Origin of the sequence: Selenomonas ruminantium subsp. ruminantium ATCC 12561 (assembly GCF_000424065.1) — a bacterium.
Lineage (GTDB): Bacteria > Bacillota > Negativicutes > Selenomonadales > Selenomonadaceae > Selenomonas_A > Selenomonas_A ruminantium.
The window spans coordinates 13617-37102 of the sequence record NZ_AUJE01000020.1 but is presented as its reverse complement, the minus strand read 5'-3'; the positions used below and the strand labels follow the sequence as shown (position 1 = coordinate 37102).

General features: G+C 52.0%; 24 protein-coding genes. 2 read left to right on the top strand and 22 right to left on the bottom strand.

All coding sequences use genetic code 11. From position 1 onward, the window contains the following. Window positions 1–146 precede the first annotated feature (146 nt). Complete coding sequence (locus G598_RS0109085) at window positions 147–698, top strand: phosphoribosyltransferase family protein (protein ID WP_026766705.1); 552 nt, start codon at window positions 147–149, stop codon at window positions 696–698. 126 nt (window positions 699–824) lie between these two features. On the opposite strand, the gene G598_RS0109080 is transcribed toward G598_RS0109085, so the two are convergent. The 6 genes from G598_RS0109080 to G598_RS0109055 are packed head-to-tail and all read right to left on the bottom strand — an operon-like array spanning window position 825 to window position 8097. After that, window positions 825–1550 (bottom strand): NADH-quinone oxidoreductase subunit NuoB, encoded by a 726-nt coding sequence (locus tag G598_RS0109080; protein ID WP_026766704.1) that lies wholly within the window; start codon window positions 1548–1550, stop codon window positions 825–827. Window positions 1551–1565: 15 nt separating this feature from the next. Beyond that, the gene (locus G598_RS0109075) at window positions 1566–3098 is read right to left on the bottom strand and encodes a hydrogenase large subunit (protein WP_026766703.1); all 1533 of its coding nucleotides are present in this window, start codon (window positions 3096–3098) and stop codon (window positions 1566–1568) included. Next, on the bottom strand, window positions 3098–4588 hold the full coding sequence (locus G598_RS0109070) for a proton-conducting transporter transmembrane domain-containing protein (RefSeq protein WP_026766702.1): 1491 nt from the start codon (window positions 4586–4588) through the stop codon (window positions 3098–3100). Before G598_RS0109070 ends, G598_RS0109075 begins: the two co-directional genes overlap by 1 nt. An 8-nt stretch (window positions 4589–4596) precedes the next feature. Beyond that, entirely contained in the window at window positions 4597–5223 is a 627-nt protein-coding gene (locus G598_RS0109065; protein ID WP_026766701.1) for a hydrogenase, read from the bottom strand. A 14-nt stretch (window positions 5224–5237) separates the two neighbouring features. Then, window positions 5238–6113: a respiratory chain complex I subunit 1 family protein gene (locus G598_RS0109060; RefSeq protein WP_026766700.1), complete on the bottom strand. Its 876-nt coding sequence runs from the start codon at window positions 6111–6113 to the stop codon at window positions 5238–5240. A 1-nt stretch (window position 6114) separates the two neighbouring features. Continuing rightward, entirely contained in the window at window positions 6115–8097 is a 1983-nt protein-coding gene (locus G598_RS0109055) for a proton-conducting transporter transmembrane domain-containing protein (protein ID WP_026766699.1), read from the bottom strand. Between the two features lie 191 nt (window positions 8098–8288). On the opposite strand from G598_RS0109055, the gene G598_RS0109050 reads away from it, so the two are divergent. Further along, window positions 8289–10049, top strand: a complete 1761-nt coding sequence (locus G598_RS0109050; RefSeq protein ID WP_026766698.1) for an Rqc2 family fibronectin-binding protein — start codon at window positions 8289–8291, stop codon at window positions 10047–10049. Window positions 10050–10208: 159 nt separating this feature from the next. On the opposite strand, the gene G598_RS0109045 is transcribed toward G598_RS0109050, so the two are convergent. The 16 genes from G598_RS0109045 to G598_RS0108970 all read right to left on the bottom strand — a co-directional run bounded on the left by G598_RS0109045 (window position 10209) and on the right by G598_RS0108970 (window position 23484). Then, window positions 10209–10502: a DUF2442 domain-containing protein gene (locus G598_RS0109045; RefSeq protein ID WP_026766697.1), complete on the bottom strand. Its 294-nt coding sequence runs from the start codon at window positions 10500–10502 to the stop codon at window positions 10209–10211. 9 nt (window positions 10503–10511) lie between these two features. Beyond that, window positions 10512–10778, bottom strand: a complete 267-nt coding sequence (locus G598_RS0109040; protein ID WP_026766696.1) for a DUF4160 domain-containing protein — start codon at window positions 10776–10778, stop codon at window positions 10512–10514. Between the two features lie 221 nt (window positions 10779–10999). Continuing rightward, window positions 11000–12715, bottom strand: coding sequence for a DNA repair protein RecN (gene recN, locus G598_RS0109035; RefSeq protein WP_026766695.1), 1716 nt, complete (start codon window positions 12713–12715; stop codon window positions 11000–11002). A gap of 15 nt (window positions 12716–12730) precedes the next feature. Further along, window positions 12731–13183 carry an arginine repressor gene (gene argR, locus G598_RS0109030; RefSeq protein WP_026766694.1) on the bottom strand — a complete coding sequence of 151 codons (453 nt, stop codon included), beginning with the start codon at window positions 13181–13183 and terminating at the stop codon, window positions 12731–12733. A 35-nt stretch (window positions 13184–13218) separates the two neighbouring features. Beyond that, a complete protein-coding gene (locus G598_RS0109025; RefSeq protein WP_245582785.1) occupies window positions 13219–14088 on the bottom strand; it encodes an NAD(+)/NADH kinase in 870 nt (289 codons plus the stop codon). 30 nt (window positions 14089–14118) lie between these two features. Then, window positions 14119–14928 (bottom strand): TlyA family RNA methyltransferase, encoded by an 810-nt coding sequence (locus G598_RS0109020; RefSeq protein ID WP_026766692.1) that lies wholly within the window; start codon window positions 14926–14928, stop codon window positions 14119–14121. Continuing rightward, window positions 14928–16805, bottom strand: a complete 1878-nt coding sequence (dxs, locus tag G598_RS0109015; protein ID WP_419185355.1) for a 1-deoxy-D-xylulose-5-phosphate synthase — start codon at window positions 16803–16805, stop codon at window positions 14928–14930. Before dxs ends, G598_RS0109020 begins: the two co-directional genes overlap by 1 nt. Before the next feature lie 13 nt (window positions 16806–16818). Further along, a complete protein-coding gene (locus tag G598_RS0109010; RefSeq protein WP_026766690.1) occupies window positions 16819–17706 on the bottom strand; it encodes a polyprenyl synthetase family protein in 888 nt (295 codons plus the stop codon). Further along, on the bottom strand, window positions 17703–17945 hold the full coding sequence (gene xseB, locus G598_RS0109005) for an exodeoxyribonuclease VII small subunit (RefSeq protein ID WP_026766689.1): 243 nt from the start codon (window positions 17943–17945) through the stop codon (window positions 17703–17705). Before xseB ends, G598_RS0109010 begins: the two co-directional genes overlap by 4 nt. Then, on the bottom strand, window positions 17945–19150 hold the full coding sequence (gene xseA / locus G598_RS0109000; RefSeq protein ID WP_026766688.1) for an exodeoxyribonuclease VII large subunit: 1206 nt from the start codon (window positions 19148–19150) through the stop codon (window positions 17945–17947). The genes xseB and xseA overlap by 1 nt, the downstream gene beginning before the upstream one ends. Window positions 19151–19210: 60 nt before the next feature. After that, a complete protein-coding gene (nusB, locus tag G598_RS0108995; protein ID WP_026766687.1) occupies window positions 19211–19636 on the bottom strand; it encodes a transcription antitermination factor NusB in 426 nt (141 codons plus the stop codon). A gap of 32 nt (window positions 19637–19668) precedes the next feature. Beyond that, entirely contained in the window at window positions 19669–19914 is a 246-nt protein-coding gene (locus G598_RS0108990; RefSeq protein ID WP_037363753.1) for a DUF2273 domain-containing protein, read from the bottom strand. A 15-nt stretch (window positions 19915–19929) separates the two neighbouring features. Then, window positions 19930–20505 (bottom strand): alkaline shock response membrane anchor protein AmaP, encoded by a 576-nt coding sequence (gene amaP, locus G598_RS0108985; protein ID WP_026766685.1) that lies wholly within the window; start codon window positions 20503–20505, stop codon window positions 19930–19932. A gap of 29 nt (window positions 20506–20534) precedes the next feature. Further along, window positions 20535–20936 carry an Asp23/Gls24 family envelope stress response protein gene (locus G598_RS0108980; protein ID WP_419185354.1) on the bottom strand — a complete coding sequence of 134 codons (402 nt, stop codon included), beginning with the start codon at window positions 20934–20936 and terminating at the stop codon, window positions 20535–20537. Between the two features lie 234 nt (window positions 20937–21170). Further along, entirely contained in the window at window positions 21171–21728 is a 558-nt protein-coding gene (gene efp, locus G598_RS0108975; RefSeq protein WP_026766683.1) for an elongation factor P, read from the bottom strand. A gap of 136 nt (window positions 21729–21864) precedes the next feature. Continuing rightward, window positions 21865–23484, bottom strand: a complete 1620-nt coding sequence (locus tag G598_RS0108970) for a hypothetical protein (RefSeq protein WP_026766682.1) — start codon at window positions 23482–23484, stop codon at window positions 21865–21867. Window positions 23485–23486: the final 2 nt, after the last annotated feature.

Genomic DNA, 23486 nt, shown 5'->3' with positions numbered 1-23486 from the left:
GCCTCCTTAACTGCTACGAATAAACATTTTATCCCTATTCTACCAATTTTTTGATTTTCTTACAATAATATTTGCACTTCTCTCCCAAAGAGCGTATAATAGTTCTGCAATATGCGAAATTTCTCAGACGAGGAGATTAATGAATTATGGCTAATAGATTTTATGAACTGACCGTAGCTGGCTGCAAACGTTCCCTGCCGATTTTGAACGTCACGGACAAACTAGCAATCGCCGGCTTCATCATGCTCGGTGACCCGGACCTCACGCTGGCCTGCGCTAAGGAACTGGCAAAAAAGATTCCCGCAGACACGGACGTAATTCTCACCGCTGAAACCAAAGGTATCCCTTTGGCTGCTGACCTTGCCCGCGAGCTGGGTATGGAACGCTATGTGGTAGCCCGCAAATCCGTCAAGGCTTACATGGAAAACGCTGTTTGGGTCGAAGATATTTCTATCACCACCAAGGGGGTACAGAAACTCTGCCTGGACGGCGTAGATGTTGACCGCCTCAAAGGCAAAAACGTCCTGCTCCTGGACGATGTAATCAGCACCGGCGGCTCCATGAAAGCCCTGACTGAACTCACAGAAAAAGCAGGCGGCAAGGTAATCGGCGAAGCCTGCGTACTCGCTGAAGGCGATGCTGCCAAGCGCAAGGATATCATCTTCCTCGAAGCACTGCCGCTGTTTGATGCAGAATAATATTACAAAAGAAAGCAATGACGAAAACAATTATTCGCCATTGCTTTTTTATTACCCTCAACAAGCCAAAAAACCTGCGTACCAATGCAGGACATTGATACACAGGCTTCTTTTGTTGCCTAAATTTTACATTCGCTCAGCCAACATATCTGCCGCTGCCAGTAACCCGGCAATCATGGCACTGGGTCTTGGTGGGCAGCCGGGGATGTAGATATCCACCGGCACCACCTTATCGGCTGCACCTACAATAGCGTAGCTGGCGCCGTAGGTTTCACCGCCGGCTGCGCAGGCACCACATGCCATAACCAGTCTTGGCTCCGGCATGGCTTCATAGGACATTTTAAGTGCCTGCTCCAAGTTTCTCGTCACCACGCCCGTGACCATCAGGAGGTCAGCATGACGGGGCGATGCATCCACATGCACACCATAGCGGTGCAAATCATAGATGGGATTGGACATCGCGCCCATCTCGAAGTCACAGGCATTGCAGGAACCAGCGTCTAGATGGCGCACATGCAGACTGCGGCCTAATTTCTGCTTGATGACCTCCGCCGTAATCTCGGCAGCATCTTCGGTGATTACCGGCAGGGCCTCATCACGACTGTGCTGCAGGCTGCCCATAGCCTTTTCGACGCATTTGCCACAGAACAGGCATTTTTTATAGTCAATGGCATAGCCCTGTCCCTCACTGGTGACCTTAAAGGCTCCCACGGGGCATGCCTTGGCACAATCCGTGCGCAGATTTTCCGGGCAATCGCCCGTGATTTTTCCCCGAAAGCGGGCACTGCCGGTGAGGGAAATATTTTCGGTGGCGATTTTATCGCCTAATAAGCGTTCTATTACCTTAAACATAAACTCTCCTCAAAATTAGCGGTCAATGCACGCATAACACAGTTCAAAACTCTTGTTAATCAACGGAAAGTCCGGAATGATATCTCCCTGCACGGCAATGGTCACAGCCGGCCAGTTCGGATAGGAGGCACTGCGGACGAAGATGCGGTCAATTTTGCCATCCTGCAGGGCCACAAACTGGAAGTTGCTGCCCCGTGCCGATTCGCTAAGGCCCCAATCCTCACCACTTACAGTTGACCAGTCAATTTGAACGGTCAGATTTGACGGGTCATTTGACTTGTCCGCCTTCAGCAGATTGCAAAGCTGCTGCACAAGAGCAAAGGATTCTTTTAATTCCGCAATGCGCAGAGCCAGTCTTGCGGCCACATCGCCGGTCTTTTCCGTCACGAGCTTAAAGTCGAGTTCCGGATAAAGGCCATAAGCAAAATCCTTGCGGCTGTCATGGGCAAAACCCGAGGCTCTTGCGCCGACACCGACCATCGCCAAATCCACGGCGGTATTTTTGCGCACAACGCCCGTGGTGCGCACGCGGTTCTGGAAGTTGGCCTGTTGGGCAAACATTTCGCTTAAATCGCTGACATTGGCCTTGGTTTTATCCATAATATCGGCGATATCGTTGAGCAAGGCGCTGTCAATATCCTGACGCACGCCGCCGGGAACGATTACACCGCGCAGGAAGCGGTTGCCCGCAATGCGTTCCTGCAGGCGCATAAGCATTTCCTTCGTACGGCCGCCAAGGCTGATGGCCGGATTAAAGCCCACACCGGCGGGAATATTGCCCAGGTCGCCCACATGGTTGGTGATGCGCTCAATTTCCATCAGCAGCGTGCGAATGATTTCCGCCCGCCGCGGAACCTTTACGCCAGCGATTTTTTCCACCGCCTGACAGAAGCTCCAGGTATTAGCAATGGTGCAGGCACCGCAGATACGCTCGACAATGGGCAGAGCTTCTTCGGGCGTCTTGCCTTCCATGATTTTTTCCAAACCACGATGGGTATAGAACAGACGGGCGTCCAGCTGCAGCATGGATTCACCGGCCTGACTGAAGCGGAAGTGCCCCGGTTCGATAATGCCCGCATGAATCGGACCAACCGGCACTTCATAAACGCCTTCGCCCTTGGCCACACTCATATCCATACGGCGGCTGCCATGCACGTCAGCATCTTTAGCCACAGTCTTACGCAGAGGATAAAAGCCCTCTGGGAAGGTATCGTGCAGGACAAGCGGGCGCGGGTCGGGATGATTCTGCGGCACAATGCCGAACATATCCTGAATCTCACGTTCGTACCAAACGGCGGCAGGAATCACACTGGTCAGGGATTCATAGCACAGGGACTCCCCTTCACCGAAGACAGCCTTAACTGCCTCCATTTTATGCTCGCTCAGATTTTCAAAAACAGCGTAAATCGCATACCCCTTTACTTCGGGATTTTCCGTTTCATCCCGGCCAAACATCGCCGTCAACGGATTTTTACCACCGTTGGACAGGATATTGGCCGTGCCGCGGAAGTTTTCCGGTTTTACGACTTTCAAAGACCAATCCGCCATTACTGTACACCTCCCATGACCACTTTTGCCGCCTCAGTCAAAAGCGTTCCCACATAGGGAAGCTCATAAGCAAAGGCACTTACTACGCCGCTGATGGCCAACATCAGCAGCAATACACAGCTGTCCAGTTTGCCCATCAGTTCACCAGCCGCCTTGCGGGTCGGTTTGCCGCCCAGCATGCGCATGGCATGGTAAAGAATACCAATCAGCATACCGGCCAGCAGCACGAGCGCCAAAATCCCTAAATACGGATGATGTGCCTGGAAGAAGCTGGCAATGATGTAGAACTTACTGAAAAATACCCCCATCGGTGGCATCCCCAAGATGCCCACAATGCCGAGCAGCCAGAACATCGCCGTTTTGGGTGCCTGCTGCATCATGCCATGAATGCGCATCATATTTTTCGTCGCATAGGTTTCCATAATGGTACCGGCCGTATAGAACAGCATGTATTTAACCAAGGCATGGTTGAACATATGCAAAAGGGACGCCTCTGCCGCCAACGGCATAAAGAGGCCGAAACCTGCGGCCAGCAGGCCGAAGTTTTCCATCGAGGAATAGGCGAGCATACGCTTGACATCACGCTGCACCACCACGAATGGCACAGCCAATGCAATGGTCAGCAGGCCAAAGCCCACATACATGGAGCTGATGAAATCAAGCCCCACCACGGGCATCACAATCGCCGTAGCGCGCAGAAGCACATAGAGCGCACAGATACAGAGCGCACCGGAAAGCAGACCGCTCGTGAGGGCCGGTGCTTCCGAATGAGCATCCGGCAGCCAGGCATGCATAGGTGCCAGGCCGATTTTCGTGCCATAGCCCACAAAGAGGAAGCAAAACGCGAGTTTTGCCACATCATGGTCGAGCATATCGGCATGAACTTTCATAAATTCCCAGTTCAGCGGCAGCACATCGCCCATAGCTTGCAGCTGACCGTAGTAGAGAATAATCGTACCCAAAAGAGCCAGACAGATGCCCACGGTGCAGACCATAACGTATTTCCAGGCCGCTTCCAGCGAAGTACGGGTGAATTTAAATGCTACGAGCAGTGCCGATACCAGGGTGGTCGCCTCAATGGTTACCCACATCAGGCCTAAGCTGTCCACCGTCACCACCAGCATCATCGTCCAGACGAAAAGATGCGACAACGCATAGAAACGTCCTTCCAAATGGGTAAAGCGGCGCAAGTATCCATAACGGATATTGGTATCGCGTTCCAGGTACGCTTTGCTGGTCCAGGCAAAAGCCAGGTACAGCGCACCGACAATGACGAGCATCCAAATGCTCAGCGAATCCACATAGAAAAATCCCTGCCGGATTGGCTCATGGGGATGCATGGCAAATTCTGCCGCCATGTGCAGAATCAGACCAAAGACCACCGTGGCCGTCAGCCTGTCGGCAACGTGCAGGAGCTTTAGCCCCAGCAGCCCTGTGACCGCCACCACTGCAAAGAGCAGCGGCAGCCCAAGTATATAATAAAGTTCCATAAACTACCTCAGCCCTTCAACTTTCTCATTACCGTGGTATCCGTGGTCATAAAGGACAGGCTCATGCGGTTGGTGAGAATGACCAGCACGACCACAGCGATCAACACGTCCAAAAATACGCCCAGTTCCACCACCAACGGCAACCCCTCGGTGATAATCAGGCCCAGCAGATAAATGCCGTTTTCCAAGGTAATCAGGCCGCACATCTGCAAAATGGCCCGCTTGCGCATGACCATGAGGGCCAGCCCCGTCATAATCATCATGATGGTCGCAGCAAAGAAATCCCGTGCCAAGGGGTCAAGCATAAAACGGCTGCCCAGCACATAGCCGAACACCAAAAAGGCTGCCGCCGCCATGGTCGAATAATTCACATTGATATCGGAAAAGATTTCCCGTTCGTCGGTAATCCGTTTGATTAATTTCAGCATGGCCATCGGGATAAAGAGCACCTTAACGCCCAAGGTCAGGGCAAAGGGAATAAGGGCATGCATAAGGCCATGATTGAGCCCGGCCAGCAGGCAGGCGCAGGCAATGATGGCGGACTGTGCCATCAGGCAGACAACTGAACGTTTAAGCTCCATCACCCGGGTCTGGAAATAGACCACCGCCAGGAGCAGAACGACTAAATATTCCATTTTTCCTCCTTAGCTTACTGGGCAATAATCGCAACAGCCAGCATGATAACCGCTGCCGCCAAATAAACACGAACCTTGAACAGACGCATCTTATTGTTCAGGATTTCCACTAAACCAACCAGCAGCGCCGTCATAAGTACCTTGACCACCATCGGCAGCGGCAAAGGCAGGTAAAGCGCACCGAACAGCACGAAGAAGGACAGCATTTTGAGCATACTTCCCAAATGGATGTAGCTCAACAGGCGTCCGGAATATTCCAGCGTCATGCACTCGTGAATCATGGTAAGTTCCAAATGTGTATCCGGATTGTCCACCGGCAGCCGGCTGTTTTCCGCCAGCATCACGAGGAAGAACGCCACGCTGCCCAGCACCGCCGGAACGGTGAAGTAAAAGGCATTGTAGTCAATGACCATCTGCGAGAGCATGGTCGAGCCGTAGCGGGAGGCATTTAAGAGCACCGCGAGCATTACAGCCGGTTCCACCAATACGGAAATATAGATTTCGCGGGAACCGCCCATGCCGCCAAAGGCCGTAGCTGAATCCAGCGAACCCAAGGTCATAAAGAAACGCCCCAAAGCCAGCACATAGACAAAGACAAAGGCATCACCAAAACGGATATTGCCCTGCAAAAGCCCCGGCAGCATCATGGCCGCCATAATGCTCGTCACAAGATAGACGATAGGTGCCGCCAAAAACACCCAGCTGGTGTATTTGGTCACAATAACCGGCTTGCGCCACCACTTCCAGAGGTCAAAATACTCCTGAAAGATGCTGGCTCCCTGCCGTTTCTGCAAAAACGCCTTGGTCTTGTTGACGATTCCGGCAATCAGGGGAGCACAGATGAGCAGACAGAGCGCCTGCACAGCGGCATGATAAAAACTAAGTGCCATCTTATAACCCTCCCCAAATCAAGACAATAACCATCGCAATCATGGTATAACCGATATAGAGCCGCACACTGCCCTGCTGCACAATGCGCAGGGTATCGGCCAATTTGACCATAATGTGTTCGACCGGACGATAAAGCCTGTCCGTAAACTGGTCAGGAATCAGCAGATTATAATGAAGCTTGCGGCCAAAATACGCATGGTCCCGCTGCAGGAAAACGCGCTCACGGCGTGGCTTCAAGATAAAGTCAAAGGCACGGCGCAAGGGCTTGGAAAAACCTGTCGCCGTATACTGCTGGCGGCGGGTCGGTTCCGTACCGCAGTTCCAGGTCACATCCTGGTGGACGATAATCTTGTCGCTGCTGATGGTCATGAGCAACAGTGCTGTGAGCACCAAGGCCGCCAGCAGAATCAGCAGCGGATTAAACACCGACTCCGACTGACCGCCGTTCCACCACAGACCGATAACATCACCGGCAGGAATCGCCAACGGACTCGTCACGAGCACATGACGCATAAGATTGACAACCGGTGCCGGCATAATGCCCATGGCGAGAATCGCCAATGCTTCCAGCCCCATGCCAACCAGCATGGTAAAGGGCATTTCGTGTGCTTTGAGCACGAGATTGGAGCGGCGGCGTCCCAAAAAGGTCACGCCATAGAGCCGCACAAAACAGCCCAGGGCCAAAGCGCCCGTAAGCCCCAGCAGGATAAAGGCAAAGATGACGAGCAGGCGCAGTTCCGGCGTGCCGGATTCATAGGCCAGCGTCATCATGCCCTGCAAGGTCAGCCATTCACCGACCAGCCCGCCCGTAAACGGCAGAGATGCCAGCGACATGGAACCCACCAGCGTAAATGCCGCCGTCCAGGGCATCTTCTTTAAGAGTCCACCCAACAGTTCCACATTACGCGTGCCCGTAGCATGCATAACCGCACCAGCACTCATAAAGAGCAGGCATTTCATCAGGCTGTGGGCAAAGGAATGTACGAGCACCGCCGTAAACGCGACCACCGACAGATAAGGTCTGTCCAATGCCACCAGAATCATACCGCAGCCAAAGGCGGCAAAGATGATGCCCATGTTTTCCACGGAGGAATAGGCCAGAATGCGTTTCATATCCTTTTCCATGGACGCATAGAGCACCCCCAGGAACGCCGATACCAACCCCACCACCATGACGATAAGGCCATAGGCAAACACATCGGCACCGATAAATTCAAAGACGAAACGGCCAAAACCATAAACCGCCACCTTGAGCATGACACCGCTCATGAGCGCCGACACATGGGAAGGTGCCGCCGGATGTGCATTGGGCAGCCATACATGCAAAGGCATCAGGCCGGATTTCAAGGCAAAGCCGGCAAAAGCACAGCCAAAGGCAATATGTTTCAGCATCGGCGGCAATTCGCTATGCGCCAAATCGGCAAAAGCAAAGCTCTCTGCTCCGCTGCCCAAAAGGTAAAACGCCATCAAAATGGCCGCTGTACCCAAATGAGTCATGACCATATACTGGTAAGCGGCACTGACCACCTGTTTCTTCTCGCTCTCGTGATTCACGAGCAGGAAAGAAACCAGCGCCATAACTTCCCAGGCCAGAATAAAGGTAAAGGCATCGCCTGCGAGCACCACCAGGACCATCGAGCCTAAAAAGAGGTTCCAAAGCCCCGTCAGCTGACGGATGCGGGCACCCAAATAGCCCCGGCCGTAGCCCATGCCATACAGGCTGACCGCCGTTCCCGACAGGCCGATAATCACGAGGAAAGCCGCTGCCCAGCCGTCAATCACCAGCGAGTAACGGCCAAACTGCAGCATGCCGCTTCCTGCCAGCCCCAAAAGTTCCTGTGAGGCCAGTCCCAACACCATAAGGCTGGCTATAACCGCCAGCCCCATGGACACATAATGGGCAGCTAATTCCAGCCGCTTAGGCCAAATCAGCGCCAGCGTTCCGAGGCCATACAGCCCTAACGCCCCCATAAAAGATTCCATACGTTCCTCCCATAAAAAATAATTGCTTGAATGATATAGTAACTTTCACATTATACCGCAAACCACCGCAGCTGAAAAGGTTTCTAGCAAAAAAATCTGCCGCATTCGCTTAGCAAAATTTGACCCTGCATGAGGGGAAATGCTATAATGAAATTTATGCTATTTAATTGTAACTTTAAGGAGAAGAAATCATGAGTCTTGACGGCTTTTCCATGCGTCCGCTGGTGCGCGAGTTAAACAACACCTTGGCTGGCGGCCGCATTGATAAAATAACCCAGCCCAATAAACAATCCATTGTCCTGTCCATTCGTCAGCCAGGACAAAACCAGCAGCTGCATATCTGCATCAATTCCCAGAATCCCGCGGCGCATCTGATGACCAAGAATCTGGAAAATCCCCCGGAACCACCGGTCTTTTGTATGGTGCTCCGCAAGCAGCTCGAAACCGGCCGCATTGCCGCTATCCGACAGCATGGCCTGGACCGCATTCTGCTGATGGATGTAGATTCCATTGCGGCGGGCGGCAAAATCGTAACCAAAACCCTGATTATGGAACTGATGGGCAAATACAGCAATATGATTCTCGTGCAGGATGGCATAATCATTGACGCCCTGCGCAAAATCGGCACCAACAGCAGCCGCGTGCGCACCGTCCTGCCCGGTGACACCTACGAACTCCCCCCGGGACAGGATAAGCTGGATATCTTTACCACGCCCATGACAGACGTTATCGTAAAACTGCGCCAGCTCTCCCCCGAAGAACGTATCGACAAGGCACTTTTGGCGACCTGCATGGGCTTTGGCCCCATTTCAGCCAAAGAAGTCTGCTTTAGTGCCGGACTTGCTCCTAGCACACGCTTAAACACCTTGGACGATGCCGACTATCAGTCCCTCGAAAATGCCCTCATTGAAGTGCGCGATGCCGCAAGCCAGGAACAGGCTGCACCGGTAATTCTTCTCGACGAACACCAAAAAGTGCTGGCCATGGCCTCCTTCCCCCTGCACTATTTGCCACAAGCCATTACACTTAATTTTGAATCCATTAGCGCCATGCTCGAAAAGGCTAGTGCTTTAGCGGGAAGTTATGTCCTGCCAGACAAGGACCGGTTCAAGAAACTCGTCAAAAATGAACTGCACCGCGCAGAAAACAAATTGGTCAAGCTCGATGAAGAAATTGCCGCCGCTGAAAATGCTGAAGAATACAAAATCCGTGGTGATAATCTGATGACCTATCAGTATCAGTACAACGACCACGAGGATGCTGCTATAACGGTCGCCAATATTTACAGCGAAACCGGCGAGAAAATCACCATTCCTCTCGACCAGCGCTATACCATCATTCAGAATATGCAGCTTTGCTACAAAAAATACGATAAACTCAAGCGCGCACAGGAACTCCTGCAGGTTCAGCGGCAGGAATGCGAAGCTTCCATCACCTACTTAGAAAGCATTGAAGCCTCGCTAATGGCGTCCTCCAGCCTTGGCGAAATCGCCGAAATCCACAATGAACTCGTGGAAGGCGGTTACCTGCGCGAAAAGCTCAAACGCAAGAACAACGACAAACCTTCCCACCCGTTCCGCTTCACCGCTCCCGATGGCACGCAAATTCTCGTGGGCAAGAACAACTACCAGAACGACAAACTGACCTGCAAAACCGCCAGCTTCAACGACACCTGGTTCCATACGCAGAACATCCCCGGTTCCCACGTCATCCTGCGCAACGGCGGCATCGAGCCCAGTGAAGACACGATTCTATTATGTGCCCAGCTGGCTGCCCACTTCAGCAAGGCACAGGGTTCATCCAAGGTACCTGTGGATTATACCGAAATCCGTTACGTCAAAAAGCCCTCCGGCAGCAAGCCCGGTTTCGTCATCTTCACCAATCAGAAAACCCTCTACATCACGCCGGATGAAGCAGAACTTGCCCCCCTCCTAGCTCAAGACCCGCAATAGAACTTTCTAAGAACGTTTACTATATAATACACTAAGCCCGTGGGGCTGGCAGTATTTTTCCGCAGCTTTTGACAAGCCTGTCTATGGCGAAGGAAAAATATTGCCAGCCCCACGGGCATCTATTTAAGCAGGTGAATGTACTAACAGTAAAAAAGTATTTTATACTGCCACATCATCATAAACATAACTATCCATATAAACTTTTTCTGGTGCAATATCTATCTCGCCATTATTCCACGTAATTGCCCCATGAAATATCACCGGCTTGTTAAACACGCTTTCATCCGCCAATGGCTTAAAGGCAGCACCTTTAAGTAATGTCGTATCGAATAGTCTTCGTTCTCCGGTGGAAAAAGTGACCAACAACATGCCACCACGCAGTGGCTTTGCCTCAGTTACCTTTATGTTCTCTGCCAAACTTCCAGCATAGCATACTTCATCTTTCACATACATATCATCACCTCATTCCATCGGTGGAATTTTATCAAAGTGCTCACCACGAACAGCCTGATTCCATGCCTTGTATGCTTTTTCTTCATTATAGGCTAACCAACCCGTCACGATTTTCAATTGTTTTCGCGGCAAAGCCCCTGCTAATAATTCCCCATCTATAGCTACCACCGCTTCATATTCCCCGTAATAAACATGTACATGAGGTTTATTGTGTTGGCCTACATCATAAAACAACATATAAATGACCATGCCACCAAACCGACTCAACTCCGGCATCCAACCCCTCCCATCTTCCTATGATTGTCGCTTCTCTTGTTTTCATTTTAACACAACAGTATGACTAAGTACATAGATGTTATTACTATACGCAATAAAGCCCGGTGGCTGATGATACTTTACCATCGCGTTTGGCAAGCCTGCCTAAGCAAAGGAAAAGTATTATCAGCCACCGGGCGTCAATTTAAACGGAGGAATATACGAACAACAGCCAATGGTATTCATTCGGGCGTGTTCATTGCAAATTTCTGCTTCGTAAGCTTTGCATGACTCACCATTTCCTTAGCATTATCCAAGGAAGCAGTAGTCACATCCACACCGGAAGCCATACGGGCAATCTCACTGATGCGCTCGCGCTCAGTAAGCGGGCGTACCTGCGTAACCGTAGACTCTCCGGCGCTGGTCTTGGCAATGTAGAGATGAATATCCGCCATGCAGGCAATTTGCGGCAAATGCGTAATGCAGAGCACCTGCTTATACTGTGCCACAAGGGCAATGCGCTCGGCCACCATCTGCGCTGTGCGGCCGCCAATCCCCGTGTCGATTTCGTCAAAGACCATGCTGGGCACAGAGGAATCCCTTGAAGCGGCCACTGTCTTGATGGCCAAGGCAATACGGGAAAGCTCACCACCGGAGGCCACTTTCGACAGCAGTTTTTCTTCCTCGCCAGGGTTGGCCGAAAAGTACATCGCTACGTTATCGGCACCATTAGACAGGAATTTTTCTGCCGGTTCCACGCGTATATGGAAAGCTGCCTGTGGCATGCCCAGGGCGGCAAGCTGGCTGCCAATAGCCGCAGCCAGTTCTGCCCCCGCCCGCTGTCGCAGGCCGGTAAGCTGAGCGGCCTTTTTGCCCAGCTTTTCTTCGAGCAGCGCAATTTCTTTTTCGAGCTTTGCCATATCGTCATCATAATTTTCGATATCCATGAGCTCCTGCTGTACCTTGCTCTGATGTTCCAGCACATCGGCAATGGTAGCCCCGTATTTCCGGCACAGACGGTCGATAACATCCATACGGCTTTGTAATTTGTCAAGTTTCGCGGGCTGGAATTCCAAAGACTCACCGTAATCCCGCAGCTCGCCAGCGGCCTCCTGCAAGGAGATATAGGCCTCCTCCACCATCGTATAGGTATTGTCGAGGCTGTCATCATAGCGGCTCATATCCTCAAGGTTCTTCTTGACCTTGGCCACGGCTGTAAGTACGGCACTGCCACCGACCCCCACATCCAAAATATTATAGGATTCTTCCACAAATCCCGCTATTTTTTCAGCATGGGAGAGTTTGCGTATTTCCGCATCGAGTTCCTCGTCCTCATTTTCCTTGAGTTCCGCTTCGCTGATTTCCTTGTCCTGCCAGCGCAGCATATCCAGCCGTTGTGCGTATTCCCTGGCAGCCTGCGCTTTTTGCGCCTGCTCCTGCTTCTTTTCCCGCCAGGTGCCAAAAAGCTGCTTATAACCGGCCAACGCCTCCGTTACATCCGGGTCATATTGGTCAAGCAGGGCAAACTGGCTTTCTTCCTTCAGCAGGGCCAGATTTTCATTTTGGCCGTGAATATCTACCAAAAAGGCACCAATCTGCTTCAAAATCGTCAGCGTAACATGACAGCCATTGACCAACACCATACTGCGGCCGCCTTTGGTCACCTGCCGCGTGATGATTAATAAGCCCTCCGAGTCATCAATGGCCTGACCAGAAAGCAACTCATGCAGCCCTAAGGATTCATCATCCAGCGTAAAGACAGCCTCTACCCGCAGCCATTCGCAACCGGTACGGATAGCATCCGAGGAAACTCTCTGTCCTAAAATGGCACCTAAAGCATCTATCAGGATTGACTTGCCTGCACCGGTTTCACCAGTCAGTATATTCAGCCCTTCGCCAAATTCCACCTGAACATGTTCCAGCAAGGCAAAATTCCAAACCGTTAATGTTTTCAGCATTCCCATGCGTCTCCTTTAGTTCAAGAAAGCCAGCAGCCGCTGTGTAACGTCCGGAGCTGCATCCTTGGGCTTTACAATGATGAAGATATTATCGTCGCCGGCGACGGTGCCCAGCACCTCCGGCCAGTTGGCATGGTCAAGCGCCGAAGCCACCGTATTCGCCCCGCCGGGCAGGGTTTTCAGCACAACGATATTTTCACTGTAGTCACAGCCAAGCACGGTATCCTGAAACAAGCGCTGCATGCGTTCTTCCGTAAAAATAACCGTATTATTCATCGGATAGGCATAACGATAGCGTCCATCTCCAGTGGGGACTTTAATGAGCATCATTTCCTTGATATCCCGGGAAACGGTGGCCTGCGTCACCTTAATCCGCTCCTGCCGCAAGGCTTCAGCCAAATCCTCCTGCGTTTCAATGATCTGCCGATCGATGATGTTTTTTATCACGGCCTGGCGAACACTTTTCACCTTTTCACCTTCACGCTTATTTCCTTTCATCGAGCTCATGATTCCACCCCATTGTTTTTCCAAAGTTTTGTTCTTAAAATCTGATAATAATCCTTGTCTTCAAATTTGATAATGCCGGCCTGTACCGTGGACTTCATCACGGTTACCTCATCGCCTGGCAACAGACGGAAGCTTTCCTGGCCATCAAAGGTCACGAGAATATCCTGATGGATTGCCGCAATCTTAATGTGCACCACATCATCTTCCCCGACCACCAACGGCCGTATGTTAAAGGTATGGGCACAGATGGGCGTGACGAGCAGCGCCTGTATGGATGGGCTCATAATCGGCCCGCCGGCTGACAGGGAATAAGCGGTAGAACCAGTCGGCGAGGATACGATTACGCCATCGGCCTTGTAATCCATCAGATGGGAATCGTTGATGGATAACCCCAAATGCAGCATACGCGCCACACCGCCCTTGGTGATAACCACATCATTGATGGCATGACCTAAGAAGCGTTCTTCGCCGTCCGATTTGGCAAAGCCCGCGAGCAGCAGCCGATGTTCAATGCGGTAATCGCCATCAAGCAGCTTTTGCAGCTTCGTTTCCAGTTCGCTGAGCTCAATATCGGCCATAAAACCTAAAGTACCGATATTGATGCCGCAGACCGGCACGGCCATGGCACCATAACGGCGGCAGACGCCCAAAAGGGTACCATCACCGCCAATGGACAAGGCAATATCCGCCGTCTTTTTTTCGATATCCGGCACGCCTAAGTATTCCAAATCAAAATAGCGGGACTCATCCACAGGAAGCATCAGCTGCACATCTTTATCCTGATAAAATTGTAAAATCCGCCGCAATACCTCCGGGGCTTGAGGTTTGCTGACATTGGGAAATATGGCAATCGTCTTAATCGGCATAAAGATTCAGCTCCTTATCTGCCTGTTTGTTTACTTATCCAGTTCTCCATGAGCTTCCGCCACCACCGTGACAATCCGCTCCTCCGTCACCGTATCTTCCTGCGCCTTATCCTTGGACAGGCGGATAAGATACTCGATATTACCCTCCGGCCCTTTTACCGGCGAATAGGTCAGGGCCATGGTGACAAAGCCCAATTCCCGCGCAAAGGCCGTTACCTTGCGAATGACGTCTTCATGCACTTTGGGGTCACGAACAACGCCCTTCTTGCCCACATTTTCCCGGCCAGCTTCAAACTGCGGCTTAATCAGCGCCACCACTTCCCCGCTGTCCGTGAGCAGGCTGTACGTCACCGGCAATACCTTGGTCAGCGAAATAAACGCCACATCAATGGAGGCAAAATCCAGTGCCGTGCCAATGTCTTCGAGCGTCACATTGCGGATATTGGTGCGCTCCATATTGACCACGCGTTCATCGGTACGCAATTTCCAGGCCAGCTGGCCATAGCCAACATCAATGGCAAAGACCTGTACCGCACCATTTTGCAGCATGCAATCTGTAAAACCACCGGTCGAAGCACCGATATCGGCACAGCGTTTGCCGGTAATCTCCACACCAAATTCCTTCATGGCCTTGGCCAGTTTCAACCCGCCGCGGCTGACATAGGGAATATCGCTGCCGAGCAGGCGGATTTCCGCTTCGGCCTTCACCGTAGCGCCGGCCTTATCTATCTTCTGATTGTCTACGAGGACTTCCCCGGCCATAATCATGCGTTTGGCGCGTTCCCGGCTGCCTGCCAGACCACGCTCCACCAAAAGCATATCCAATCTCTGTTTTGCCATCAGTTCAATCTTTCCTTTATCTTCGTTGCCATCTGCTCCGGCTGCAAGCCGCAAAGGGTCAAGAGTTCTTCCTGCGTGCCCTGCTCGATAAACTTATCCGGCAAGCCCAGCCTCAGTAAATCCAAATTGCGGCTTAAACCGCTGTCCATCAGGTATTCCGCTACAGCGGAGCCAAAACCACCGGCCAGACTGTTTTCTTCCAGTGTAACCATTAATTTCACATGGCTGAGCCGCTTAATCATATCCGTATCCAAAGGCTTAACAAAGCGCATATTGACCACAGCAACGGAAATGCCCTGCTGTTGCAGCATATCGGCAGTTTCTTCAGCCTTGTAGAGCAGCGGGCCTACACCCAAAATAGCCACATCGCTGCCCTCGCGCAGAAGCTGCGCTTTGCCCACAGGAATATCGGCAAACTCTGCCGCAAGCGCTGCGCCCTTGCCCGCACCGCGAGGATAGCGAACCGCCGTGGGGCTGTCCATGCTGACTGCCTTGGCCAGCATATTCCGCAGCTCGGCTTCATCCTTGGGCACAAAAATCGTCATATTGGGCATATGCCGCAGATAGGATAAGTCAAACGCACCATGATGCGTCGGGCCATCGGCACCGACCAGCCCGGCTCTATCGAGGCACAAGGTCACAGGCAGATTCTGCAGACAAACATCATGCATCAGCTGGTCATAGGCACGCTGCGCAAAGGTGGAATAAAGCGCCACCACTGGGTGCCTGCCATCAGCAGCCATACCAGCCGCCAGTGTCACCGCATGTTCTTCGGCAATGCCCACATCAAAGAACCGGCCAGGATATTCCTCGCCAAAGGCCTTGAGGCCCGTGCCGCTGGGCATAGCCGCCGTGATTGCGGTGATATTGCTGTCCTTTGCGGCCAGCTCAATCAAGGCCTTGCTGAATACAGACGTATAGGAAGGCGCCCCCGTCTTTTGCGGGCACTTGCCCGTCTCCCGGTCAAATTTGCCAATGCCGTGGAACTTGTCCGGTTCCATTTCGGCCGGCGCATAGCCCTTGCCCTTAGTTGTATGGATATGGATAAGAATTGGCCCATCCATCTCGCGTACCCGCTCGAAAAGCTCCTGCAACAGGCTGATATTGTGTCCATCCACCGGGCCGATATAATGAAAGCCGATTTCCTCAAAGACACTGCCCGGCACCAAAGCCGCCCGGACGCTGTCTTTTACAATCTGCGCGGTTTTAAAGGCTTTGTCGCCGATATGGGGAATGCTCATCAAGAGATTGCCCATATCCTTTTTGGCGCGGTTGTACTGCGGCGTAATGCGAATGCGGGACAGGTAATCACTAAGCCCGCCGACATTTTTATCAATCGACATTTCATTGTCGTTGAGAATGACAATGAGTTTTTTACCCAAATCGCCGGCCTGATTCAGTGCTTCAAAGGCTTCCCCGCCGGTCAGGGCACCATCACCGATAACGGCGATAACCTCGTTGTTGCGCCCGGTTAAATCCCGGGAAATCGCCATGCCCAAAGCCGCTGAAATCGAAGTACTGGCATGGCCTACGCCAAAGGCATCATAATCCGACTCAAAGCGGTTGGGAAACCCCGTAATGCCCCCCTTTTGGCGCAGGGTATGGAATCTTTCCCGGCGTCCCGTGAGAATCTTGTGGGTGTAGGCCTGATGGCCTACATCCCAAATCAGTTTGTCCTTGGGAAAATTAAATACACTGTAGAGCGCCAGCGTCAGTTCTACGGTTCCCAGGCTCGGTGCCAAGTGTCCCCCGTTTTCAGACACCGTCTCTACGATAAAGGCCCGCAATTCCATAGCCAGCCTTTCCAATTCTGTTACACTGTATCGCTTGATATCTGCTGCTTCCTTGATTTTTTCCAGTAACGGATACATTGTCATGCGCACATCCCCATTATTTATTGCGTTTCACCAGAAAAGCCACCAATTCCCGCAGGAAATCTGCTTCCTCACCGAAAATCTTCAAGGCATCGATGGCCGTATCCACTGCCTCCTGCGCAAGTTTCTGCGCCTCTTCCAGCGAAGTCAGCGTTACATAGGTGGATTTATGGTTCTTTTCATCACTGCCTACCGGTTTGCCAATGACCTGTTCGTCCCCAATGACATCCAGAATATCATCTGTAATCTGGAAGGCCAGGCCAAAATTATCGGCATAGACCGTAAGCGCCTGCAACTCATCTTCACTGGCACCGCCCAAGATAGCGCCGCTGCGGATAGCCGCGCGGAACAGGGCACCAGTCTTGCCCAAATGGATGTTTTTCATGGTTTCCATGGAAATCTGCTTATCTTCCGATTCCATATCGAGCGCCTGACCGCCCACCATGCCGTCCGGACCAGCAGCGGTACTGATTTCCCGTACCACCTGCACGAGTTTTTCCGCACTGACTCCCTGCTGACGCAACATGACCTCAAAGGCCAGGGTCAGCAGCGCATCACCAGCGAGCGTTGCCATGCCGGCACCATAGACCTTGTGATTGGTCAGCTTACCACGGCGGTAATCGTCATCATCCATAGCCGGCAAATCATCGTGAATCAGGGAATAGGTATGAATCATTTCCATGGCACAGCCCGTGGTAAGGTAATCCGTTCCTTTTGCGCCTACGGCATCAGCGGCTGCCATCAACAGCACCGGACGCAGGCGTTTGCCGCCCGCCATCAGGCTGTACTTCATGGATTCACAAAGCGTCTTATCCAACGGATTTGCTTCGTTCAGTTCTTTTACCAACTGTTCCTCAACCAGTGCACTGCGTTCCTGCCAGATTTTCTTTAACTCCATGGTCATTCTCCCTCTATTACCAATTTGCTTTCCGCAATTTTGCCCTTGTCATCCACCTGAACCACCAAATCCATGGCCGCTTCGGCTTTACTGAGCTCTTTAAGACAAGCCTCGCCCAGTTTCATGCCCTCGGTGTAATTATCCATCAACTCCTTGAGGCTGCTGTCGCCATTTTCCATCTGCTGAACAATGCTTTCCAGCTTGTCCAGCGATTCCTCAAAAGAGAGTTCTTTCTTGCGCGGCATTATCCGTCACCCTTCCCTATCTTTGCCAGCACCTTTGCCTGAACACGGCCGTCCGTAAAGGTCAGCTGCAATTCATCATCAATCTCCACAGTCTGGATACTGCTCACGAGCTTATCCTGCTTGGTGACCATCCCATAACCACGGCCCAAAACCGCAGCAGGATTAATGGCCGCCAAACGGTTTAAGATGAGGCCCAGCTTGTGCTGTTTACCCTGTAATTCCGCCTTGGCCGTACGCTGCAAACCTGCCAGCAGGAAATCCAGCCGTTGGCGCCGCTCAACAAGCATGCTCTGCGGGTCCCGCATTACACGGCTGTTCAACAGCCCTTCCAACCGCTGACGGCGCAGGGCAAGCTCACGCTGCACTTGACGAGTCATTTGACCGGTCAGATTTTCTACCTGACGCATAACTTCTGACCGGTCAGGTACAGCCAGTTCAGCCGCCTGCGAAGGCGTTGCCGCCCGCACATCTGCTGCAAAATCCGCCAACGTAAAGTCCGTTTCATGCCCGACCGCCGAAATCAGCGGCACAGGACAGGCCGCAATGGCCCGCACCACAGGCTCCTCATTGAAGGCCCATAAATCTTCCATCGAGCCGCCGCCCCGGCCAGCAATGATGACATCTACAGCATATTCCTCAGCAAAGAAATCTATGCCGCGGGCAATCTGCTCAGCGGCCCCTTCCCCCTGTACCTGCACGGGATAGAGAACCAGCTGAATTCCCGGCCAGCGCCGCTTGGAAACACGATAAATATCGCGCAGTACGGCACCGGCAGAGCTCGTCACCACGCCAATCTTTTTTGGAAACGCTGGCAAGGGCTGTTTCCTTGCGGGGTCAAAAAGCCCTTCAGCCGCCAGTTTTTCCTTGAGCTGTTCAAAAGCCAGCGCCAAATCGCCGGTGCCTTCCGGTAGCAGACTATCCACATAAAGCTGATAGACGCCATCGCGCTCATAGACCGCAATGCTGCCACCAGCCACCACCTGCATGCCATTCTGCGGCAAAAAACGCAGATACTGCGCCCGACTGCGGAACATCACGCATTTGAGTGCCGAATTTGTATCCTTCAAGGTAAAATAGCAATGCCCGGAAGGGTATTGTTTGAAGTTGGAAATTTCTCCACGTACCGAAATTCCCTGCAGCAAAGGTTCCCCTGCCAGCAGGTCCTTCAAATAGCGGTTGACATCACTTACCGAATGGACAGCCATCGTTTTCCCCCATACACACGAAACTGCCAGCCCCGATATGGGTCTGGCAGTCTTTGCACCTTACTGGGCTTTCATCATTGCTCCCAGAATGCCGTTGACATAACGGCTGGAATCATCAGTACCATACTTTTTCGCCAGTTCCACAGCTTCATTGATAGCAATATTCGGCGTAAGCGTTTCTTCTGCGAAACGAATCTCAAAAGTTGCCAACCGTGTAATATTGCGGTCCACTGTTGCCATACGCTCAAGTCTCCAATCCTTGGAGCTGGCGGCAATCAGGCTGTCAATCTCCGCTAAATGCGCGCGGGTGCCATGTACCAAGGTACTTACAAATTCCCGGTCCCGGACACTCATCTTCTCCGCTTCGCCCAGCACCGTATCAATCGCGAGAGTTTCATACTGCTCCTGCTGCCCTTCCTCACCCGGATTCAAATCTAACTGAAAAAGCGCCTGCAGGGCTGCTTCTCTTGCTTGTCTACGACTCATTACTAACCTTCCTTAAAATCTTTTTTCTATTCCTAGCGTTGAAAACGCTCCAATAAAGTCCATACCTTTTCGCGGATATTTGCCCAAGCATCCTCACCGTTATCAAGCTGCAAACCGATAAATAAACCGATAAGCCCGCAACAGATGACAAAGAACGTATGCCAAAAGCCAAAGCACAGAATCGCTGTTCCGAACAGCATGCCAATCACAAGGCCGCTGGTCTTGCCACGATGATTCTGCCATAGCTGGGCCAGCATCTGTCCAAAATCTTCCTTCACTATGCCTTCACCGCCTTAGACCACACGATGTTTCTTCTCCGGCTGGACATCGGAAACCTCCGAAACCACTACATTAACCGGTACATCTTCCAGTGCCATTGTACGCCGGAAATGTTCCTGTACTCTGTCCGTCAGCGTCTTGGCCACCAGGGAAACATCGGCCTCACGGCCCACCGTCAAATCAACATCGAGCGACAGACTGGCCTCGCCTTCCTTGGGGTTCTTCGCCTTGATGCGCACATTGGCATCGCGCACACCATGAACCTCTCGCGCCATCCGATCTGCCAGACTGCGCAGGGCCTCCAGCGCTACCCGCACTTCTCCTTTTGGACCGGCATCAATCACATACTCGCCCTTGCTGGTAGACGGCTCACCCGGCTTGCGGGAAAACACCGCCAACAGCAGTTTTAGACAAATGAGCAAGGCTGCCACACAAATGACCAGTGTTTCCTTCTGTGCCAAGGCAAAATGCAACTGTTTGAGCCAAACATTTTCTGGCAACACCTGCATAGCCGCCGCCAGCACGGCTCCGGACAAGGCGATTCCCGTCAGGGACAACAGCAATAACAAAAAACGATTGATTATACTCATAGAATACGCCTCTTTCCGCTATCTTCGTCTTAGCGAACGCGTACCTCATCCGTCTTTTCTTCTTCGTCCGGGAAGCCTACGCCCTGTACATGAATATTGACTTCCACTACGGAAAGTCCCGTCATGTTCTCAATGGCCTGCTTGACATTTTCCTGTGCTGCCAGAGCAACATCCGGAATGCGCACGCCATATTTCACAATGATATAGAGGTCGACGGCAGCTTCTTTTTCGCCGACTTCAACCTTTACGCCCTTGGCAAAGTTCTTGCGGCCCAACATCTCGGCAATGCCGCCAGCGATGCCGCCACTCATGCCGGCAATGCCCTCAACTTCCGTTGCGGCAAGGCCTGCAATAATGCTGACCACTTCATCAGCGATGCGAATTGAACCCAGAGAATTGTCTTTCTTTACCATTTCTTTTGCCTGATCCATTACAAATCCCTCCATATCATATGACGCACACTAACTCTTATATTATTATAACGCCTTTGTTCATGTTTTGCCATAGGCAAAACAACCGATTCATTATAACATATTTTCGCGAATAAACAGGCATATTCCTGCAAAATTATGCAAGTTTATACCGTTTCTCGCAAAATATCCGCAAAGATAAAAACTGCCGCACCATATAAATGATGCGGCAGTCACCGTACATCGTGAACTTAATTATGCGCGTTCGATGTAGTTACCCGTACGGGTATCGATGCGCAGCACATCGCCTTCGTTGATGAACAGCGGTACGCGGACTTCATAGCCCGTTTCCAGCTTAGCCATCTTCGTTGCGCCCGTAGCCGTGTTGCCCTTAACGCTGGGTTCGCATTCCGTAACAGCGAGGTTAACAGAGTTCGGCAGGCTGATGCCGATGATGCGGCCCTTGAACGTCTGGAGGTTAACTTCCATGTTCTCTTTCAGGTAGTTCAGTGCATCGCCGAGCGTTTCCGTGTTGAGTTCGCTCTGTTCATAAGTTTCCGTGTCCATGAACGTGTACATGCCATCAGCTTCATAGAGATACTGCATAGTGCGCGTCTCGAGGTGTGCTGCCGGCATCTTTTCGTTCGGGTTGAACGTACGTTCAACTACTGCACCGGTTTCAACATTCTTGATTTTCGTGCGCACGAAAGCAGCGCCTTTACCCGGCTTTACATGCTGGAAATCCACAATCTGCCAAACATTGCCGTCGATTTCGATGGTTAAACCCGTGCGAAAATCAGTACTATTAATCATTAACTTACGCCCTCCAATAATGTCTGAATGCTTTTTCAAAGCGTTTCAATTTCAAAATAACGTAACTAGTATAACACAAGTCACCGCCACTATTCAAGAGTAATTTCACTCCTGACTGCGGTCAATAAGTCATCCGTCAATAAATCATCATATGCACCTGCGCACCAAAGTCTGCGGCCGTTATGCCAAACACCTGCAAAAAGGCCTGTTTGCCATCGCCACTTCTGCGGGCGGCCAACTGCCAATTATAGAGTGCAGTCCAGCCATAACGGCGCACCAGTTCAGCTGCGGCATATTCACAGAGGTGACTGACCGGCTCATTGCCATACTGTTCCATAGCCTTTTGCATATCCGCATTGCTCATGATTTTATCCACCGTAAGCAGCGGCGCATTTTTCCGCAGCTCCTGCCGCCAGGCACGCTGATAATCCGGCAGTTTGCCTTCACCGACATCGACCAGCCGCGCCACACCGGACACATAACTCATGCCCCTGAGCAGCCAGGTCATGCCCACATCTTCACTGCCCAGCTGCTGCAGGATAAACAAACGGCTGACCATGGCTGAGCTCACAAAAATTGACTGGCGGGAATCATCGATTTTAGCGGCATTGACAAACAACGTACTGTTGTTTTCTGCCCAGACGCTGTCGGCAGCAGTCCTTTGGGCTTCAGCCGCATCGACACCGCAATATTCCTGCATAGCCGCAGCATAATCCTCGGCTCCGCTGACAAAGACCAGCTTATAGCGCCCCTTCAAATCATGCCCCCAATGATTTTGCAGCCACTTACGGGATTGGGCGATATGCTGCCGATACTGCCGGGCCACGGACTCATTTACCTGCGGCCGCACCACCACAGCCAGCTGCGCCGGTGCGTTAAGTTCGCCCTGCCACCAGGCAGAAAACTCCTGCAAAAATGCGCTTAGTTCCACACCAAAAACCTGGGCAAAGACCTGCTCCGCCTCGCCCTTGGCCAGCCCCTTGTAGTAGGCAATGATTTTCTGCTCCGGGCTGCTGCCGCCATAATGATGCAGCAGATAGTAAACCATCACATCCGAGAGCGTATAATACTTTGCCTTGCCGCTCAAGAGCTGCACGCGTTCTTCTTCCGTAGTGCGCTGTAGTTTTTCTACTTTGGCTGTTTCTTTGGCATTTTGCAGGGTAAACAAATCGTCCATATACCACTTTTCTACCGAGCGGCCGCCCATCTTCTCTGCCAGCAATGCGCCGGCATAATCGGCCGTGCCTTCCTCCAGCCAAAAGAGGGAGTTTTCATAACCGCTGCGGCCATCACTCAATTCATACTGCAGCTGATGAAAAAGCTCGTGACCAGTAGTGCTGTACCGCTCGCTTTTATCCGTCATTTTCTGCTTGTCGCCGTCCAGCGCAATGATATTCTTCCTGCCCATGGACTCACCACTGGTGTATTGCGCTTTGGGCTTAACCTTCTCCTCTTCTACACCCAGCTTTTTAACCAGCAGTTCCTCATATTTCCCCGTGTCCGCACCGACCCAGATATCGACATTATGCTGCAGGTTCACCTGATAACGTTCTTCCAGCAGCTCTGGAAAGGCTGCTGCCGCCTGCTCGATATCCCGCATCGTTTCCGGTGCAGGCTGGCCAAGGCTATGAACAGCAACCGCCGCCGGCCCTGTGGCTCCGACTGTCCCATTTAGAAAATCCCAAGCCATTTTGCCACCCAGGCAAAGACCCAAAGCCAATATGCAGACCCACAGAAAGATTCCTAATTTTCTCATCC

Coding starts and splice junctions, on each gene's coding strand:
- G598_RS0109050 (WP_026766698.1), top strand. CDS start 8,289: ATGAGTCTTGACGGCTTTTCCATGCGTCCGCTGGTGCGCGAGTTAAAC.
- G598_RS0109080 (WP_026766704.1), bottom strand. CDS start 1,550: ATGTTTAAGGTAATAGAACGCTTATTAGGCGATAAAATCGCCACCGAA.
- G598_RS0109070 (WP_026766702.1), bottom strand. CDS start 4,588: ATGGAACTTTATTATATACTTGGGCTGCCGCTGCTCTTTGCAGTGGTG.
- efp (WP_026766683.1), bottom strand. CDS start 21,728: ATGATTAATAGTACTGATTTTCGCACGGGTTTAACCATCGAAATCGAC.
- G598_RS0109085 (WP_026766705.1), top strand. CDS start 147: ATGGCTAATAGATTTTATGAACTGACCGTAGCTGGCTGCAAACGTTCC.
- G598_RS0109040 (WP_026766696.1), bottom strand. CDS start 10,778: ATGCCGGAGTTGAGTCGGTTTGGTGGCATGGTCATTTATATGTTGTTT.
- G598_RS0108970 (WP_026766682.1), bottom strand. CDS start 23,484: ATGAGAAAATTAGGAATCTTTCTGTGGGTCTGCATATTGGCTTTGGGT.
- G598_RS0109060 (WP_026766700.1), bottom strand. CDS start 6,113: ATGGCACTTAGTTTTTATCATGCCGCTGTGCAGGCGCTCTGTCTGCTC.
- dxs (WP_419185355.1), bottom strand. CDS start 16,805: ATGACAATGTATCCGTTACTGGAAAAAATCAAGGAAGCAGCAGATATC.
- amaP (WP_026766685.1), bottom strand. CDS start 20,505: ATGAGTATAATCAATCGTTTTTTGTTATTGCTGTTGTCCCTGACGGGA.
- G598_RS0109025 (WP_245582785.1), bottom strand. CDS start 14,088: ATGCCGATTAAGACGATTGCCATATTTCCCAATGTCAGCAAACCTCAA.
- G598_RS0109065 (WP_026766701.1), bottom strand. CDS start 5,223: ATGGAATATTTAGTCGTTCTGCTCCTGGCGGTGGTCTATTTCCAGACC.
- G598_RS0108980 (WP_419185354.1), bottom strand. CDS start 20,936: ATGGATCAGGCAAAAGAAATGGTAAAGAAAGACAATTCTCTGGGTTCA.
- G598_RS0109045 (WP_026766697.1), bottom strand. CDS start 10,502: ATGTATGTGAAAGATGAAGTATGCTATGCTGGAAGTTTGGCAGAGAAC.
- G598_RS0109020 (WP_026766692.1), bottom strand. CDS start 14,928: ATGGCAAAACAGAGATTGGATATGCTTTTGGTGGAGCGTGGTCTGGCA.
- xseB (WP_026766689.1), bottom strand. CDS start 17,945: ATGCCGCGCAAGAAAGAACTCTCTTTTGAGGAATCGCTGGACAAGCTG.
- nusB (WP_026766687.1), bottom strand. CDS start 19,636: ATGAGTCGTAGACAAGCAAGAGAAGCAGCCCTGCAGGCGCTTTTTCAG.
- G598_RS0109075 (WP_026766703.1), bottom strand. CDS start 3,098: ATGGCGGATTGGTCTTTGAAAGTCGTAAAACCGGAAAACTTCCGCGGC.
- G598_RS0109055 (WP_026766699.1), bottom strand. CDS start 8,097: ATGGAATCTTTTATGGGGGCGTTAGGGCTGTATGGCCTCGGAACGCTG.
- xseA (WP_026766688.1), bottom strand. CDS start 19,150: ATGGCTGTCCATTCGGTAAGTGATGTCAACCGCTATTTGAAGGACCTG.
- G598_RS0109010 (WP_026766690.1), bottom strand. CDS start 17,706: ATGACCATGGAGTTAAAGAAAATCTGGCAGGAACGCAGTGCACTGGTT.
- recN (WP_026766695.1), bottom strand. CDS start 12,715: ATGCTGAAAACATTAACGGTTTGGAATTTTGCCTTGCTGGAACATGTT.